At 43.1% G+C, this 16,377-nt stretch carries 18 protein-coding genes and 5 tRNA genes; 5 read left to right on the top strand and 18 right to left on the bottom strand.

The annotated features are described in order from the left end of the window. Positions 1-50 precede the first annotated feature (50 nt). The 16 genes from rpoB to rpsU all read right to left on the bottom strand — a co-directional run bounded on the left by rpoB (position 51) and on the right by rpsU (position 10,285). Complete coding sequence (gene rpoB / locus H9626_RS08550) at positions 51-3,863, bottom strand: DNA-directed RNA polymerase subunit beta (protein ID WP_178255851.1); 3,813 nt, start codon at positions 3,861-3,863, stop codon at positions 51-53. 139 nt (positions 3,864-4,002) lie between these two features. Continuing rightward, positions 4,003-4,380, bottom strand: coding sequence for a 50S ribosomal protein L7/L12 (gene rplL, locus H9626_RS08545; protein ID WP_007564160.1), 378 nt, complete (start codon positions 4,378-4,380; stop codon positions 4,003-4,005). Positions 4,381-4,461: 81 nt separating this feature from the next. Beyond that, positions 4,462-4,977, bottom strand: a complete 516-nt coding sequence (gene rplJ, locus H9626_RS08540; RefSeq protein ID WP_191710209.1) for a 50S ribosomal protein L10 — start codon at positions 4,975-4,977, stop codon at positions 4,462-4,464. 14 nt (positions 4,978-4,991) lie between these two features. Next, a complete protein-coding gene (gene rplA, locus H9626_RS08535) occupies positions 4,992-5,690 on the bottom strand; it encodes a 50S ribosomal protein L1 (protein WP_191710208.1) in 699 nt (232 codons plus the stop codon). 17 nt (positions 5,691-5,707) lie between these two features. After that, positions 5,708-6,151, bottom strand: coding sequence for a 50S ribosomal protein L11 (rplK, locus tag H9626_RS08530; protein ID WP_191710207.1), 444 nt, complete (start codon positions 6,149-6,151; stop codon positions 5,708-5,710). A 58-nt stretch (positions 6,152-6,209) separates the two neighbouring features. After that, on the bottom strand, positions 6,210-6,749 hold the full coding sequence (gene nusG, locus H9626_RS08525; protein ID WP_191710206.1) for a transcription termination/antitermination protein NusG: 540 nt from the start codon (positions 6,747-6,749) through the stop codon (positions 6,210-6,212). Positions 6,750-6,761: 12 nt separating this feature from the next. Then, on the bottom strand, positions 6,762-6,956 hold the full coding sequence (secE, locus tag H9626_RS08520; protein WP_191710205.1) for a preprotein translocase subunit SecE: 195 nt from the start codon (positions 6,954-6,956) through the stop codon (positions 6,762-6,764). Between the two features lie 16 nt (positions 6,957-6,972). Then, positions 6,973-7,045: transfer RNA gene (locus H9626_RS08515), tRNA-Trp, on the bottom strand. Positions 7,046-7,103: 58 nt separating this feature from the next. Continuing rightward, the gene (tuf, locus tag H9626_RS08510; protein WP_191710204.1) at positions 7,104-8,288 is read right to left on the bottom strand and encodes an elongation factor Tu; all 1,185 of its coding nucleotides are present in this window, start codon (positions 8,286-8,288) and stop codon (positions 7,104-7,106) included. Positions 8,289-8,336: 48 nt separating this feature from the next. Beyond that, positions 8,337-8,408 (bottom strand) — tRNA-Thr (locus tag H9626_RS08505). Between the two features lie 23 nt (positions 8,409-8,431). Continuing rightward, positions 8,432-8,504: transfer RNA gene (locus H9626_RS08500), tRNA-Gly, on the bottom strand. A gap of 13 nt (positions 8,505-8,517) precedes the next feature. Next, positions 8,518-8,600: transfer RNA gene (locus H9626_RS08495), tRNA-Tyr, on the bottom strand. A 44-nt stretch (positions 8,601-8,644) separates the two neighbouring features. Further along, positions 8,645-8,718, bottom strand: a tRNA-Thr gene (locus H9626_RS08490). A gap of 99 nt (positions 8,719-8,817) precedes the next feature. Continuing rightward, positions 8,818-9,117 (bottom strand): ribosome hibernation-promoting factor, HPF/YfiA family, encoded by a 300-nt coding sequence (gene hpf / locus H9626_RS08485; RefSeq protein WP_191710253.1) that lies wholly within the window; start codon positions 9,115-9,117, stop codon positions 8,818-8,820. Positions 9,118-9,133: 16 nt separating this feature from the next. Continuing rightward, a complete protein-coding gene (locus tag H9626_RS08480; protein ID WP_191710203.1) occupies positions 9,134-10,015 on the bottom strand; it encodes a tyrosine recombinase XerC in 882 nt (293 codons plus the stop codon). A 78-nt stretch (positions 10,016-10,093) separates the two neighbouring features. Continuing rightward, positions 10,094-10,285 (bottom strand): 30S ribosomal protein S21, encoded by a 192-nt coding sequence (gene rpsU, locus H9626_RS08475; RefSeq protein ID WP_191710202.1) that lies wholly within the window; start codon positions 10,283-10,285, stop codon positions 10,094-10,096. 171 nt (positions 10,286-10,456) lie between these two features. Between rpsU and H9626_RS08470 the strand changes: the two genes are divergently transcribed. Both H9626_RS08470 and H9626_RS08465 read left to right on the top strand, forming a co-directional pair. Continuing rightward, positions 10,457-12,238 (top strand): aminopeptidase P family protein, encoded by a 1,782-nt coding sequence (locus H9626_RS08470; protein ID WP_191710201.1) that lies wholly within the window; start codon positions 10,457-10,459, stop codon positions 12,236-12,238. A 21-nt stretch (positions 12,239-12,259) separates the two neighbouring features. Next, positions 12,260-12,817: a gamma carbonic anhydrase family protein gene (locus H9626_RS08465; RefSeq protein ID WP_178255951.1), complete on the top strand. Its 558-nt coding sequence runs from the start codon at positions 12,260-12,262 to the stop codon at positions 12,815-12,817. Positions 12,818-12,953: 136 nt separating this feature from the next. Here the strand turns inward: H9626_RS08465 and H9626_RS08460 are convergent, their stop codons facing one another. Beyond that, positions 12,954-13,292 (bottom strand): translation initiation factor, encoded by a 339-nt coding sequence (locus H9626_RS08460; protein WP_178255950.1) that lies wholly within the window; start codon positions 13,290-13,292, stop codon positions 12,954-12,956. 136 nt (positions 13,293-13,428) lie between these two features. Here H9626_RS08460 and H9626_RS08455 point away from each other — a divergent pair, with 136 nt between their 5' ends. The 3 genes from H9626_RS08455 to ispF are packed head-to-tail and all read left to right on the top strand — an operon-like array spanning position 13,429 to position 15,186. Beyond that, positions 13,429-14,076, top strand: a complete 648-nt coding sequence (locus H9626_RS08455; protein ID WP_178255949.1) for a redox-sensing transcriptional repressor Rex — start codon at positions 13,429-13,431, stop codon at positions 14,074-14,076. A gap of 16 nt (positions 14,077-14,092) precedes the next feature. Continuing rightward, the gene (locus tag H9626_RS08450; protein ID WP_191710200.1) at positions 14,093-14,710 is read left to right on the top strand and encodes a fumarylacetoacetate hydrolase family protein; all 618 of its coding nucleotides are present in this window, start codon (positions 14,093-14,095) and stop codon (positions 14,708-14,710) included. Next, positions 14,707-15,186, top strand: coding sequence for a 2-C-methyl-D-erythritol 2,4-cyclodiphosphate synthase (gene ispF / locus H9626_RS08445; RefSeq protein WP_191710199.1), 480 nt, complete (start codon positions 14,707-14,709; stop codon positions 15,184-15,186). The genes H9626_RS08450 and ispF overlap by 4 nt, the downstream gene beginning before the upstream one ends. A gap of 58 nt (positions 15,187-15,244) precedes the next feature. Here the strand turns inward: ispF and H9626_RS08440 are convergent, their stop codons facing one another. Continuing rightward, positions 15,245-16,309 (bottom strand): M20 family metallo-hydrolase, encoded by a 1,065-nt coding sequence (locus H9626_RS08440; protein WP_191710198.1) that lies wholly within the window; start codon positions 16,307-16,309, stop codon positions 15,245-15,247. Positions 16,310-16,377 lie beyond the last annotated feature (68 nt).

Raw genomic sequence — 16,377 nt, 5'->3', positions numbered from 1 at the left:
GGTTTTATCCACAATAAGATTTTATCTCCTTCACTCTCCATTAAAAAGATTTATTCTAAAGTAATGCTCAAGCAGAGACCTCTCAATTCATGAAGCAATACATTCAGAGATTCAGGTATACCCGGAGTAGGCATAGGATCGCCCTTCACAATAGCTTCATAAGCCTTAGAACGTCCTACTACATCATCCGACTTAATGGTCAAAATTTCCTGAAGTACATGAGCTGCACCAAATGCTTCAATAGCCCAAACCTCCATTTCTCCGAAACGCTGACCACCGAACTGCGCTTTACCACCCAAAGGTTGCTGAGTAATCAATGAATACGGACCGATAGAACGTGCGTGCATCTTATCTTCAACCATGTGACCAAGTTTCAACATGTAAGTAACACCAACTGTTGCCGGCTGGTCGAACTGCTCACCCGTTCCGCCATCATAAAGATACGTCTTACAATAGCGTGGCAATCCGGCTTTATCTGTCCATTTATCCAAATCTTCCAGTGTTGCACCGTCAAAAATAGGAGTTGCAAATTTTACACCTAATTCTTTACCCGCACGACCCAAAACGGCTTCGAATATCTGACCAATGTTCATACGAGAAGGCACACCCAACGGATTCAAAACGATATCTACCGGAGTTCCGTCTGCCAAGAACGGCATATCTTCTTGACGAACCACACGCGATACAATACCCTTATTACCGTGACGACCTGCCATTTTATCACCAACGCCAATTTTACGTTTCTTAGCAATGTATACTTTCGCCATCTGCATGATGCCTGAAGGTAATTCATCACCAATAGTCAAGGCAAATTTCTTACGTTTCAACTCGGCTTCCAACTCTTTGTATTTCTTCAAATAGTTCATAACCAAGTCGCGAATCATATCGTTTTTATGAGCATCTGCCGTCCATTTACTCAACTGGATAATTGTATAATCCAATGATTCTAAATCGCGCTTCATAAACTTAGCTCCTTTAGCGATAACTTCCGTTCCCAAATAGTCTTTCACTCCTTGAGAAACTTTTTCATCGGTAAGAACCAACAGTTTATTAACCAATATCTCTTTCAGTGCAGCTGCTTTTTCTTCAAATTCTTCATTCAGTTTTGGCAAGATAGCCTTATCTGCATTCTTTTCACTACGAGTCTTGATAACACGTGAATACAATTTCTTATCAATAACCACACCTCGTAATGACGGAGAAGCTTTCAATGAAGCATCTTTCACATCACCTGCCTTGTCACCGAAGATAGCGCGCAACAATTTTTCTTCAGGAGACGGATCAGACTCGCCTTTCGGAGTAATCTTACCAATCAAGATATCTCCCGGCTCAATACGAGCACCAACACGAACGATACCGTTTTCATCCAAATCTTTAGTAGCTTCTTCGCTGACATTCGGAATATCTGAAGTCAATTCTTCCATACCACGTTTCGTTTCGCGAACTTCAAGCGTATACTCGTCAACGTGCACAGAAGTTAGAATATCTTCACGGACTACTCGTTCATTCAACACAATAGCGTCCTCATAGTTATATCCCTTCCACGGCATGTAAGCTACCAGCAAGTTCTTACCTAAAGCTAACTCGCCATTTGCGGTAGAATAACCTTCCGTCAAAATATCGCCTTTCTTCACCCGCTGTCCTTTCTCACAAATCGGACGCAGGTCTATTGTCATGCTCTGATTCGTTTTGCGGAACTTCGGTATACGATATTCTTTCAATGCCGGTTCGAAACTTACAAATTCCTCATCGTCGGTACGGTCATACAGGATACGAATGGTAGTAGCATCAACAAACTCGATAACACCGTCTCCTTCTGCAGTAATTTGTGTACGAGAGTCTTCACACAACTGCTTTTCGATGCCGGTTCCTACGATCGGAGCTTCCGTTCTCAACAAAGGTACTGCCTGACGCATCATGTTAGAACCCATCAGCGCGCGGTTAGCATCGTCATGTTCCAAGAACGGAATCAATGAAGCCGCAATAGAGGCAATCTGCTGAGGAGAAACGTCCATCAATTCTACCTGATCGGGAGTTACAACCGGATAGTCAGCATCACGACGTGCCTTTACTTTGTCTCGTACAAATGTTCCATCATCATTCAGCGGAGCATTACCTTGCGCAATAATCTTATCTTCTTCCTCTTCTGCCGATAAGTATTCAATTCCCTCAGGTGACAAATCTACCACTCCGTTTGCTACTTTACGATAAGGAGTTACGATAAATCCAAGTTCATTAATCTTAGCATATACGCACAAAGAAGAAATCAAACCGATGTTCGGACCTTCAGGAGTTTCAATCGGGCACAAACGTCCATAATGAGTATAGTGAACGTCTCGCACCTCAAATCCGGCACGGTCACGTGACAAACCACCCGGTCCCAATGCAGATAAACGACGTTTATGCGTAATTTCTGCCAACGGGTTTGTCTGATCCATAAATTGTGACAAAGCGTTTGTTCCAAAGAATGAGTTAATAACCGACGAAATCGTTTTAGCATTAATCAAATCAATCGGAGTAAACACTTCGTTATCACGCACATTCATACGTTCACGAATTGTACGAGACATACGAGCCAAACCAATAGCAAATTGGTTAGAAAGCTGTTCGCCTACCGTACGTACACGACGGTTACTCAAGTGGTCGATATCATCCACATCTGCTTTCGAGTTAATCAACTCAATCAGATATTTGATGATTTCGATAATATCTTGTTTTGTCAATACCCGCACATCCATCGGCGTATCCAAATTCAACTTCTTATTGATACGATAACGCCCAACATCTCCCAAATCATAACGTTTTTCAGAGAAGAACAGGTTATTGATAACCTCACGCGCACTGGCATCATCGGCAGGGTCTGCATTACGCAACTGACGATAAATATACAATACGGCTTCTTTCTCCGAATTACTCGGGTCTTTCTGGAGGGTATTGAAAATAATAGAATAATCAGAAGAGTTTGCTTCTTCGTTATGAACAAGAATATTCTGAACACCCGATTCAATAATCAAATCAATATGTTCAGGCTCAATAATCGTTTCACGATCGATTACTACCTCATTACGTTCAATAGAAACAACCTCACCGGTGTCTTCATCAACGAAATCTTCTGTCCATGTCTTCAAGACACGAGCAGCCAATTTGCGACCAACAATTTTTTTCAGATTAGTCTTTGTTACCTTTACATCTTCTGCCAGATTAAAAATTTCAAGGATATCCTTATCATTTTCAAATCCTACCGCTCTCAGAAGTGTAGTAACAGGCAATTTTTTCTTACGGTCGATGTACGCATACATCACATTGTTGATATCCGTTGCAAACTCAATCCATGAACCTTTGAACGGAATAATACGTGCCGAATACAACTTGGTACCGTTAGCATGGATGCTTTGTCCAAAGAATACACCCGGCGAACGATGAAGCTGAGAAACAACCACACGTTCCGCACCATTGATAACAAAAGTACCTTTAGGAGTCATATACGGGATTGGTCCCAAATAAACGTCCTGAATAACAGTGTCAAAGTCTTCGTGATCGGGATCGGTACAATAAAGTTTCAGTTTGGCTTTCAAGGGAACACTATATGTCAATCCGCGCTCCAAACAATCATCAATAGAATAATGAGGCGGATCTATATAGTAATCAAGGAACTCGAGCACGAAGTTGTTACGTGTATCAGCAATAGGGAAATTCTCTGCAAATACCTTGAACAAACCGTCGTTCTTACGTTTTTCGGGCGGGGTATCCAACTGTAGGAAGTCTTGAAATGACTTCAATTGCACTTCCAGAAAATCCGGATACTGCATCGGATTCTTAATGGAAGCAAAGTTAATTCGTTGATTTTGAGTATTTGAAGACATCTATCTTAGAATTGAATTTTTAAAATTGACAATTAATAATCAGTGGCATCCAAATTTGTCAACTTAATATAGACGCAAAAAGGTTAAGAATCCTCCTGACAGAGGACTCTTAACCGAACTACCTGATAAACAGGATATTTTATTTAAGTTCAACTTCAGCTCCAGCTTCTTCCAAAGTTTTCTTCAAAGATTCAGCTTCGTCTTTAGCCAAACCTTCTTTTACTGTGCTGGGTGCACCGTCAACCAAGTCTTTTGCTTCTTTCAAGCCAAGACCACATGCTTCTTTAACGGCTTTAACAACCTGCAATTTAGCAGCACCTGCGCTCTTCAAAACTACATCGAATGAAGTTTTTTCTTCAGCAGCAGCTGCACCAGCAGCAGCAGGACCAGCAGCAACAGCTACAGCTGCAGCAGCAGGTTCAATACCATATTCTTCTTTAAGGATAGTTGCAAGTTCATTAACTTCTTTTACTGTCAAGTTAACTAATTGTTCTGCAAAAGCTTTCAAATCTGCCATTTTTGTATGAATTTAATTGTTTGTTACTAATTTGTTTATTAAGTTGTAAGAATTGCCTTTTCAAGTGAAATACCCTTCAAATTATTCAGCACGTTCACCCAAAGTCTTAAGCAATCCATGAATGGTGTTACCACCTGATTGAAGAGCAGAAACAACATTTTTCGCAGGAGATTGCAACAAAGCAATGATTTCTGCAATAACTTCGTTCTTGCTCTTGATAGTAGCGAGAGCTTCCAATTGATCAGCACCAACATAGAAACCTTCTTCTGCATAAGCAGCTTTCAAGGTCGGAACCTCGTCTTTGTATTCTTTCAGCAATTTAGCAGGAGCATTAGCCACTTCGCTAAACATTACTGAAGTCATACCTTTCAGAGAATCAAACAACGGTGAATAATCAACATCCAAGCTCAACAGAGCTTTGTGAAGCAAAGAGTTCTTCACAACTACCAGCTTGATACCAGCCTTAAAACATTTTGCACGCAAAGCACTTGTTTTCGCTGCATCCATTGCAGTCGTATCAACCAAGTAAAAATGTCCGTATTGCTTAATGGTATCAGCCAACTGACTTATAATTACGCCTTTATCTTCCTTTCTCATGATACTTCCTAATTTTAGATTTCGTCTACTGATTTGGGATCAATCTTAATACCCTTACTCATAGTACTTGAAAGATAAATACTCTTAATATAAGTACCCTTAGCTGCTGTCGGTTTCAACTTAATGATAGTAGCGATAAATTCTTTCGCGTTCTCACGAATTTGGTCAGCAGTGAAAGAAACCTTACCGATTGATGTATGAACGATACCGCTCTTATCAACCTTAAAGTCAATCTTACCTTGCTTAACTTCCTTAACAGCCTTAGCCACGTCCATAGTCACAGTACCACTCTTCGGGTTCGGCATCAATCCACGAGGACCTAACACACGACCCAAAGCACCGATCTTACCCATGATAGACGGCATAGTGATGATTACATCAATATCAGTCCATCCACCTTTGATCTTTTCAATATATTCATCAAGACCAACATAGTCAGCACCAGCTTCTTTTGCAGCAGCTTCAGCATCCGGCGTACACAGAACAAGCACACGAATCTGCTTACCTGTACCATGAGGCAAAGAGACAACGCCTCTCACCATTTGGTTAGCCTTACGCGGATCCACACCTAAACGTACGTCAATATCTAATGAAGCATCAAACTTAGTATAAGTAATTTCTTTCACTAATTCAGACGCCTCTTTCAGTGAGTATGCTTTCCCTGCTTCAATTTTTTCTGCAGCTAACTTTTGATTTTTTGTCAGTTTACCCATTATTCAATTGAAGTTAATTAATTATTACCCGGGAAGTCACCTTTTACAGCGATACCCATACTTCTAGCTGTGCCTGCTACCATTGTCATAGCAGCTTCAACAGTAAAGCAGTTTAAGTCAACCAATTTGTCTTGAGCAATAGCACGAATCTGATCCCATGTAAGTTCCGCAACTTTTTTACGGTTAGGTTCAGCAGAGCCGCTCTTAATCTTGGCAGCCTCAAGCAACTGAATAGCTACAGGAGGAGTCTTGATTACAAAATCGAAAGACTTATCCGTATAGTAAGTAATGATTACAGGCAATACCTTACCTGCCTTGTCCTGGGTTCTGGCGTTGAATTGCTTGCAAAATTCCATGATATTAATACCCTTAGAACCCAAAGCAGGTCCAACGGGAGGTGATGGATTTGCAGCGCCTCCTTTAATCTGTAATTTGATTAGTCCAGCAACTTCTTTAGCCATTTTCTTTAATTTTTATAAGTGTTTTAACGAATAGAATGAATGCACGTAACAAAATACATCATTCCTTTTCAACATCCGTAAAGCCTAATTCAAGCGGAGTTTTACGCCCGAATATTTTGACCATCACTTTCAGTTTGCGTTTTTCTCCGTTTACTTCTTCAATGATTCCACTAAAGCCGCTAAACGGTCCGACGCTTACTTTCACTGTTTCTCCAACGGTGTAAGGAATGCTTTCTTCACTTACTTCCTGAAGTTCATCCACCGTACCCAAAATACGATTCACTTCCGACTGGCGCAAAGGAACCGGATGATCCTGTCCTCCTAAAAAGCCGATTACATTCGGTGTGTTTCTCAAATGATGAGCAACTTCACCAACCAATGCAGCTTCAACCAATACGTAACCAGGAAGATAACTTCTTTCTTTCACAATTTTCTTACCATTGCGAACCTGATAAACTTTTTCGGTAGGAATCAATACCTGAGATACATACTCGCCAAGTTCACTATGCTTGATGTCAGCATCAAGATATTCTTTAACTTTGCTTTCTTTTCCACTTACGGCACGCAATACGTACCATTTCTTTTCAATCTCAGACATTTTATTATCGTTTTAGCGCGGATAGATAACATCTTCCATAATAAACTGGAAGGCAGAATCCATAAGGAAAACAACGAGTGCAATGAGAAGGGAAGCAGTTAAAACAACCACTGCACTACTTGAAAGTTCTGAACGAGTAGGCCATGATACTTTATGGACCAGTTCGTCATAAGATTCTTTACAATAATTCGTTATCTTTTTAAACATATTCTTTTCAATTTAGCACGGGAAGAGAGGCTCGAACTCCCGACACTCGGTTTTGGAGACCGATGCTCTACCAACTGAGCTATTCCCGTAAAAATAGTTCCCGAAAAGATTCGGGAACTATTAATTTTATTTGTCGGTTATAAAATATTAGTCAAGAATTTCAGTAATCTGACCAGCACCTACCGTACGTCCACCTTCACGGATAGCGAAACGCAAACCTACGTTCAATGCAACCGGGTAGATCAATTCTACAGTGATAGTTACGTTATCACCCGGCATTACCATATCAGTTCCTTCCGGCAAAGTGATTTCACCTGTACAGTCCATAGTACGCAAGTAGAACTGAGGACGGTATTTGTTGTGGAACGGAGTGTGACGTCCACCTTCTTCTTTCTTCAAGATATAAACCTCTGCTTTGAATCTTGAGTGAGGTTTAACCTGTCCCGGGTGGCAAAGAACCATACCACGTTTGATTTCGTTCTTATCAACACCACGGAGCAACAGACCTACGTTGTCACCAGCTTCACCTTGATCCAACAATTTGCGGAACATTTCAACACCAGTTACAACAGTTTTCTTGTCTTCACCCAAACCAAGGATTTCAACTTCGTCGCCAACCTTAACAACACCAGCTTCGATACGACCTGTAGCAACAGTACCACGACCAGTGATTGAGAATACGTCTTCAACCGGCATCAAGAAAGGTTTATCAACATCACGCGGAGGCAGCGGAATCCAAGTATCAACAGCGTCCATCAATTCCATGATTTTTTCTTCCCACTGAGGAACACCGTTCAAAGCGCCCAATGCAGAACCACGAATAATCGGAGTGTTGTCGCCGTCGAAGTCATAGAATGACAACAGTTCGCGCATTTCCATTTCAACCAATTCCAACATTTCTTCGTCGTCTACCATGTCGCACTTGTTCAAGAATACAACCAAACGAGGAACGTTTACCTGACGAGCCAACAGGATGTGTTCGCGAGTCTGAGGCATCGGACCGTCAGTTGCAGCAACTACGATGATAGCACCGTCCATCTGAGCAGCACCAGTTACCATGTTCTTCACATAGTCGGCGTGTCCCGGACAGTCAACGTGTGCATAGTGACGATTAGCAGTCTGATATTCTACGTGAGAAGTATTGATAGTGATACCTCTTTCTTTTTCTTCCGGAGCGTTATCGATAGAATCGAAAGAGCGCATTTCAGACAGACCCTTCTTTGCCAACACAGTAGTGATAGCAGCGGTCAAAGTTGTTTTACCATGGTCAACGTGACCAATAGTACCGATGTTAACATGCGGTTTTGAACGTTCAAATTTCTCTTTAGCCATAGCTTTACTTATTTATTTTTGATTAGTAATCAGCTTTACAAATTCACGAGCTGTTACCGGGACTTGAACCCGGGACCTCTTCCTTACCAAGGAAGTGCTCTACCGCTGAGCTATAACAGCAAAAGAAGAAATATCAGAAGAAGAGCGGAAGACGGGACTCAAACCCGCGACCCTCAGCTTGGAAGGCTAATGCTCTATCAACTGAGCTACTTCCGCAACTTTTTTTAAGTGGGCAAAGATGGATTCGAACCACCGAAGGCGTAAGCCAGCAGATTTACAGTCTGCCCCATTTGGCCACTCTGGTATTTGCCCAACTTCAAAGATTAAAAAGAAGTATCTTCTCCTTTCTCTCTTCGAGCCTCTTGTCGGATTCGAACCAACGACCCCGAGATTACAAATCACGTGCTCTGGCCAACTGAGCTAAAGAGGCAATTTCAAAATTTACAGCCGCTAATCATCACACAGAGGCGGCTTAGCGGCTGCAAAGTTAGATATAATTTTTTAATCACAAAACTTTTCCGTGATTTTTTTATTTACCCTGTTGTTTTTCTTTTGCTTTCAACAGTTGTTTAGAGAGTGCTTCCATGCACACATCTATCGATTCTTCGAATGTATCACTTACTTTTTCTGCGTAAAACTCTGAATTTAACGCCAATACGCGAACTCCAGCCTCTTTATTCATTGCTGTTTCAGGTTTTACTACTTTCAAAGACACCTCTACTTTCTTTATATTATCGCAAAACTTCTCGAGCTTCTCTGCTTTCTTCTGAATGAAAGCCTGTAATTTTTCGGATGCATCAAAATGAATTGATTGAATTCTTACTTCCATAAAAACCTCCTTTTCTTTACGCTCTGGGATGAGCTTGTTCATAAACTTTTTTCAATTCTTCAAAAGTTGTATGCGTATAAATCTCCGTTGTCTTCAAACTTTCGTGTCCCAACAATTCTTTCACTGCCTCCAGTCCTGCATGGTTATTCAGCATCGAAGTCGCAAAAGAATGGCGCAACACGTGAGGACTCCTTTTCTTCAACGTAACAACTTTCGACAAATTTCGTCTTACCAAAACATAAACGGCGGCACGAGTCATTTTCCTTCCGTTCTCCTGAACGAAAAAGGCTTCACACCCTTCCGCACAATGTTCATCTCTCACTGAAAGATAGTTCCGCATATCCTCCTTCAGCTCTTCGCCAAAAGGAATCAAACGTTGTTTATTTCTCTTTCCTGTCACTTTTATCGTAGAAGCAAAAAAGTCTACATCCGCATCTGCCAACCCGATCAATTCAGAAACTCGCATCCCTGTTTCATAAAACATTTCCAGAATCATACGATCACGAACTCCTTTAAACCCGCTTCCCAAATCCGTAGAGTCAAGCAAGCGGTTCATATCGGCTTCTTTCACAAAAACGGGCAACGGTTTTTTCCGCTTCGGACCAATTACTTTCAGTGTCGGGTCTGCCGTCACCTCGCCTTTACGAAGCAAATAGCGATAAAAAGCTCTCAGCGAACTTAACTTCCGATTCACCGAAGCAGACTCGTATCCGTTTTCCATGAGCTTCAGCACCCACGAGCGAACCAGATCTCCGTCTACATTCGTAAAATCAAGCGTTTCGTCCACACTCTTAAAGTATTCTTCAAAAGCAGCAATATCCGCACCGTAGCAAGCTACCGTCTGCTTGGAATAATTGCGCTCCAGCAAGAGATACTTCAGGAAAGATTCTTTCAGCATAAAAACATCGCTTTTATTATATTCTGCAACGAATTTATGAAAAAGAATTCAATAATTCAAGAGTTTTGCCGTAAATTATTATTCTTCTGTTTGGCGGATTTTCTGAACGTAAATAGCACGTTCCATCTTAAGTCTCTTCAATACAGACGGTTTGTCGTATTGTTGTCTCTTTCTTAATTCTTTTACAACACCTGTTTTTTCAAATTTTCTTTTGAATTTCTTCAGCGCTTTTTCAATGTTTTCGCCTTCTTTTACTGGTACTACAATCATGTTTTTGTTTATTAAAATATAGTTGTTATTAAAAATATTTACAGTCGAAATGCGCCGCAAAATTACACATACTTTCTTTATTCACAAAACTTTCCGGCAGATTTTATCAAGAATTACATAGAAATTGTAACTTTGTCTGCCGATATTATCTCTAATAATCAATCTTATCCTATGAAACAAGAAATAACTAACAGATTAGCTTCGCTCCGTGCCTTTATGCGCGATAAAGGTATTGCTGCTTTTATCGTCCCCAGCACCGATCCGCATTCAGGAGAATATGTACCGGCCCATTGGGAGTCTCGCAAGTGGATTTCGGGCTTTACGGGTTCGGCGGGAACGGTTGTCGTTACTGCTGATAAAGCCGGATTATGGACAGATTCACGGTATTTTTTACAGGCTGCCGACCAACTGCAAGATACGGGCATCGAATTGTTTAAAGACCGTCTGCCCGAAACGCCTTCCATTCCCCAATGGCTGGGAAGTGTACTCGAAACCGGATGTAAAGTAGGTATCGACGGATGGGTGAATACTACTGCCGATGCAGAAAGCCTGAAGGCGTATTTACATACGTATGGTCTGCAATTAGTGGCTGTGGAAGACCCTTTCCGCACGTTATGGACTGACCGTCCGTCGCTTCCGCTGAATCCTCCATTCGTTTTACCGTTACGGTACGCCGGCGTGTCATGCCGTGATAAAATCGGTCAAATCCGGGAAGAAATCCACCGGAATGGTGCTGATGGCATTTTGATTTCCGCCCTCGACGAAATTGCTTGGACGCTTAACTTGCGTGGAAGCGATGTTCATTGCAATCCGGTTTTCGTCAGCTACCTGCTGGTTACCGACTATGCTTGTACATTATATATATTACCCGAAAAATTAACTCCGGAAATAGCTGATTACTTAAAGGAGAATGATATACAGACAAAGCCTTACGAAAATGTGGAGGCAGACCTGAATACGTATGCCGGCAAGTGTCTCCAGCTTTCTGCGGATACGAATTATGCGCTCTATGAAACAGCCTCAGTTGCTACACGGGTAGTCCGTGCCGAGTCTCCGGTTCTTTACCTGAAATCTATCAAGAACGAAACCGAAATCAACGGTTTCCGCGAGGCTATGAAGCGCGACGGGGTGGCGATGGTAAAATTCCTGATTTGGCTCAAAGAGGCCGTTAAAAGTGGAAAAGAAACCGAGCTGACTATCGACAACAGGCTCTATGAGTTCCGTGCCGAACAACGGGATTTCAAGGGTATCAGCTTCGACACCATTGCCGGCTATCAGGAACATGGGGCGATAGTTCATTATGAAGCTACGGAAGATACGGCCGTAACGCTGCACCCCGAAGGTTTGTTGCTGTTAGACAGTGGTGCACAATATTTAGACGGAACCACCGACATTACCCGTACCATTGTGCTTGGCGCACTGACAGACGAACAGAAACTCGACTATACTTTGGTATTGAAAGGGTTTATCCAGCTCTCTATGGCTGAGTTCCCTTACGGCACGTGTGGCACACAGTTGGACGTGCTTGCCCGACAATTTATGTGGAAAGCAGGAATCAATTACGGACACGGCACCGGCCACGGCGTGGGACATTTCCTGAATGTTCATGAAGGGCCTCATCAATTCCGCATGAATCATGTACCTGCTCTGCTTCTGCCCGGCATGACCGTCACCAACGAACCGGGTATTTACCGGAGCAACAAGCACGGTGTACGTACCGAAAACACCATGCTGATTGTGAGAAGCAAGGAAACGGAGTTCGGCGATTTTTATAAATTTGAGCCGCTTACGCTTTGCCCGATTGACAAAGAAGCCATCTTGACCGAAATGATGAGTCCTGAAGAAACAAACTGGCTGAACGATTATCACGCACTGGTGTACAAGCAGCTTAGCCCGATGCTTGGCTCTGATGAACAAGCGTGGCTGAAAGAAGCTACCGCTCCCCTCAAATGATAACCTTCAAACGATACATTTATGGCATTAATCAAATCGGTACGGGGATTTACCCCGAAAATTGGAGAGAATTGTTATCTTGCCGACAATGCTACGATAATCGGCGACGTGACGATAGGGCGCGATTGCAGCATCTGGTTTAATGCGGTTTTGCGCGGCGATGTCAACACCATCCGGATTGGCGACCGCGTGAACATCCAAGACGGCTCGGTTCTTCACACACTTTACGGCAAATCGGTCGTTGAAATCGGAAACGATGTATCCGTGGGACATAACGTTACCCTTCACGGAGCGCGTGTGGACGACTGTGCACTCATCGGCATGGGGTCTACCCTGCTCGATAATGTAGTAGTGGGCGAAGGAGCCATTGTTGCGGCAGGAGCTTTGGTTTTGGCAAACACCGTCATCGAACCTTACACGATGTGGGGAGGCGTACCGGCACATTTTATTAAGAAAATCGACCCGCAACAAAGCAAAGACCTGAACCAACGCACCGCAAACGGCTATTTAATGTATGCCGATTGGTTTAGAGAAGAAGACAGCAAGCAGCCGTCTCCCCGCTCAAGAGTAAACATCTGATTATCTTACGGATACATTATTCGCTTGACGGCTAAGAAATTCATGCTGATGAACGGTCCAACGCTTCCGCATGGAAGCAGGAGTTCATCAGCATGAATTTCGTCTTTCTACCCATAGCGTTTTTCACCCCTTGAAATCACTTCGTCTGCGTATATCCTTCGGCTTTCAGCAAGTCGATGACACGCTGTTTCAGCTCTCCCTGAATCAGCACCTCGTTATCTTTCGCCGAACCTCCCACGCCGCATTTTGTTTTCAGAAACTTTCCTAAGTCTTTCAGGTCGTCTTCCGTTCCCACAAAACCACTCACTACGGTTACGGTCTTGCCTCCCCTGCCCTTTTTCTCCACAGACACCCGTAGTTTCTGTTGGTTTTTAGGCAAGGTTTCCACCTCGTTATCACGCTCTGTTTCGTACGCAAAATCAGGATTCGTAGAATACACAATATTCAAACGGTCTTTCCAGTCATTCTTTTTCATATCACTCCAAGTTCAATAAATAATCAGGTCAAAGATAGCGATTCCACGGGATTATATAAAATTAAATCTCAGCGTTCGGTATTACCGAATAAATAGCTTAATTTTGCAAATGTGAAGAAACAGAGCGAACCCTACAATGACAACACGGATAAACAAGCATACAGATAAAATCCCCGAACCTACCCTACGGAGATTGCCGTGGTATCTTTCAAACGCCAAGCTGATGAAAGAGCGGGGCGAAAAGTATGTGTCTTCTACTCAAATATCAAGACAAATCAATATCGATGCTTCTCAAATAGCCAAAGACCTGTCTTTTGTTGACATATCGGGACGTACGCGCGTAGGATATGAAATTGATTCGCTTATCCGGGTGCTCGAAGACTTCTTGGGATTCACCAACCTGCACGAAGCCTACCTCTTCGGAGTGGGAAGTTTGGGAGGAGCTTTATTGCGCGATTCCGGTCTGGAGCATTTCGGATTGAAAATCATAGGGGCTTTCGACGTAAAGCCGGAATTGGTGGGAACAACCATCAACGGTGTTCCGGTTTTCCACAGCAATGAATTTGAAAGTCTCATGAAAGAGAACCGTGTAAATATCGGCGTATTGACCGTGCCCATCAATATCGCACAGGAGATTACCGACAAAATGATTGCGGGAGGTATCAAAGCGGTATGGAACTTTACTCCTTTCCGTATTCGCGTCCCGGAGTACATCGTGGTACAGAATACGTCACTCTACGCTCATCTTGCCGTGATGTTTAACCGTTTGAACGAAAAACTATAAGAATAATATAAGTAGCATGAAGATTATAGCCGTTGGCATGAATTATCCTCAGCATTGCCGTGAACTCCACGCCAGCGAACCGCTGCCCGAAGAACCGGTTATTTTTATGAAACCGGACTCTGCACTGCTGAAAGATAGCAAACCTTTTTTTATCCCTGACTTTTGCAATCAGGTAGATTATGAAACCGAATTGGTGGTACGCATTAACCGTTTGGGAAAAAATATTGCCGAACGTTTTGCCCATCGCTATTACGATGCGGTAACAGTGGGTATCGACTTTACTGCACGCGACCTGCAACGCCGTTTCCGTGCCGAAGGCAAGCCGTGGGAGCTTTGCAAAGGATTCGACAACTCGGCTGCCATCGGCGACTGGAGTCCGATAGAACAGTTTTCCGACATCCAACAGATTGGATTCCACTTAGACATTGACGGGAAAACGGTTCAAACCGGAAATACCGGAGACATGCTTTTCCGCGTAGACGAAATTATAGCCTATGTCAGTCAATTTTGTACGCTGAAGATAGGCGACCTCCTTTTTACCGGAACTCCGGTGGGCGTAGGACCGGTATCCATCGGCAATCATTTGGAAGGATATTTAGAAAGTAATAAAGTTTTGGATTTTTACGTAAGATGAAAATAAGAGTTGGTTTCGGATTCGATGTCCACCGCTTAGTGGAAGGACGCGATTTATGGCTGGGAGGAATCAAGTTAGAACACGAAAAGGGGCTGTTGGGCCATTCGGATGCCGATGTATTGATTCATGCGATTTGCGATGCCTTACTGGGAGCGGCAAACATGCGCGACATTGGTTATCACTTCCCCGATACGGCAGGAGCTTACAAGGATATAGACAGTAAGATTCTACTGAAAAAAACGGTAGACCTCATTGCAACGAAAGGATACAGGATAGGAAATATCGACGCCACGGTATGTGCCGAACGTCCGAAGCTGAAAGCGCGCATCCCCGACATGCAGGAAACGCTTGCCCGCGTGATGGGTACTGACTCCGACGATGTTTCTATCAAAGCAACGACTACTGAAAAATTAGGATTTACCGGACGCGAAGAAGGTATCTCTGCCTATGCCACGGTATTGATAGTAAAAGAATAAAGACGGGAACTGCATCCAAACAACCGTCTTCCGTTATTTGGATGCAGTTCTCCCTCAATCACAGTTTCAGCCCGTCTAACAGACGGATATATAAACCGATTGCTTCTTCTATTTCATTCAACAGGATGTATTCGTCTGCCGTATGCGAGCGTGAAGATTTTCCCGGCCCTATTTTTACTGACGGGAATTTCATCAGAGCTTGGTCGGACAGCGTGGGAGAACCGAACGGCACTTTTCCCAACTCCACAGCCCGCTTTACGAAAGGATGATCGGCAGGGATACTCGATGAGTTCAAGCGGAACGAACGAGCTTTCGCCTCGCAACTGATGTGCTTGGTGATTTCCTCGAATAATTCTTCGTTAGAGTAACACTCATTGCTACGTATATCCACTACCGCCGTACATATATCCGGTATCACATTATGTTGCGTGCCGGCGTTAATCTGCGTCACACTCATCTTTACCGTTCCCAGCAACGGAGATTCTTTTGAAAAGCGGAACGAACGAAACCACTCAATATCGGGCATCAGCTTATAAATCGCATTCTCGCCGTCGTTTCGGGCTGCATGTCCGGCTTTCCCGCGCGCTGTCAGGTCTAATACCATCAAACCTTTCTCGGCTATCGCCGGATTCATTTCGGTAGGCTCGCCTACTATGCCTAACGTAATCGGAGGCAACTTAGGCAATACACTCTCTATCCCATTCTTGCCTGAGACTTCTTCTTCACACGAAGCCAAATAAATCAGATTATAGCTTTGCTGAGTTGCGCTCAAATGACGATAGACTTGAAAGAGAGAAACCAAACTTGCTCCCGCATCGTTACTCCCCAAACCATACAGTTTGCCATTTTCTATTTTAGGAGTAAACGGCTGTCTGCGCCACCCTGTAACCGGCTTTACGGTGTCGATATGCGAATTTAACAGAATAGTCGGCTTGTTTACATCAAACATCGGACTGATACACCAGATGTTATTTCCCGACCTTCCTGTCATAATGCCGCTTTCTTCTATATAATTCTGTAAAAAATCAGCTGCCGTATCTTCTTCGCGGCTCAGAGAAGGAATTCCTATTAATGCTTGAAGCAGTGTTATTGCCTCGGATGTATAAATACTGGTCTCTGTCATACATTTTATCTTGTTTGCGTAGCAAATATAATGAATCTTGATAAATCATGAAAAGAGAGAAACAGATT

Source organism: Phocaeicola faecium, assembly GCF_014837055.1.
GTDB classification, from domain to species: domain Bacteria; phylum Bacteroidota; class Bacteroidia; order Bacteroidales; family Bacteroidaceae; genus Phocaeicola; species Phocaeicola gallinarum.
Note: the sequence above shows the minus strand (reverse complement) of the source record. Positions and strands in the feature narration are given on the sequence as shown.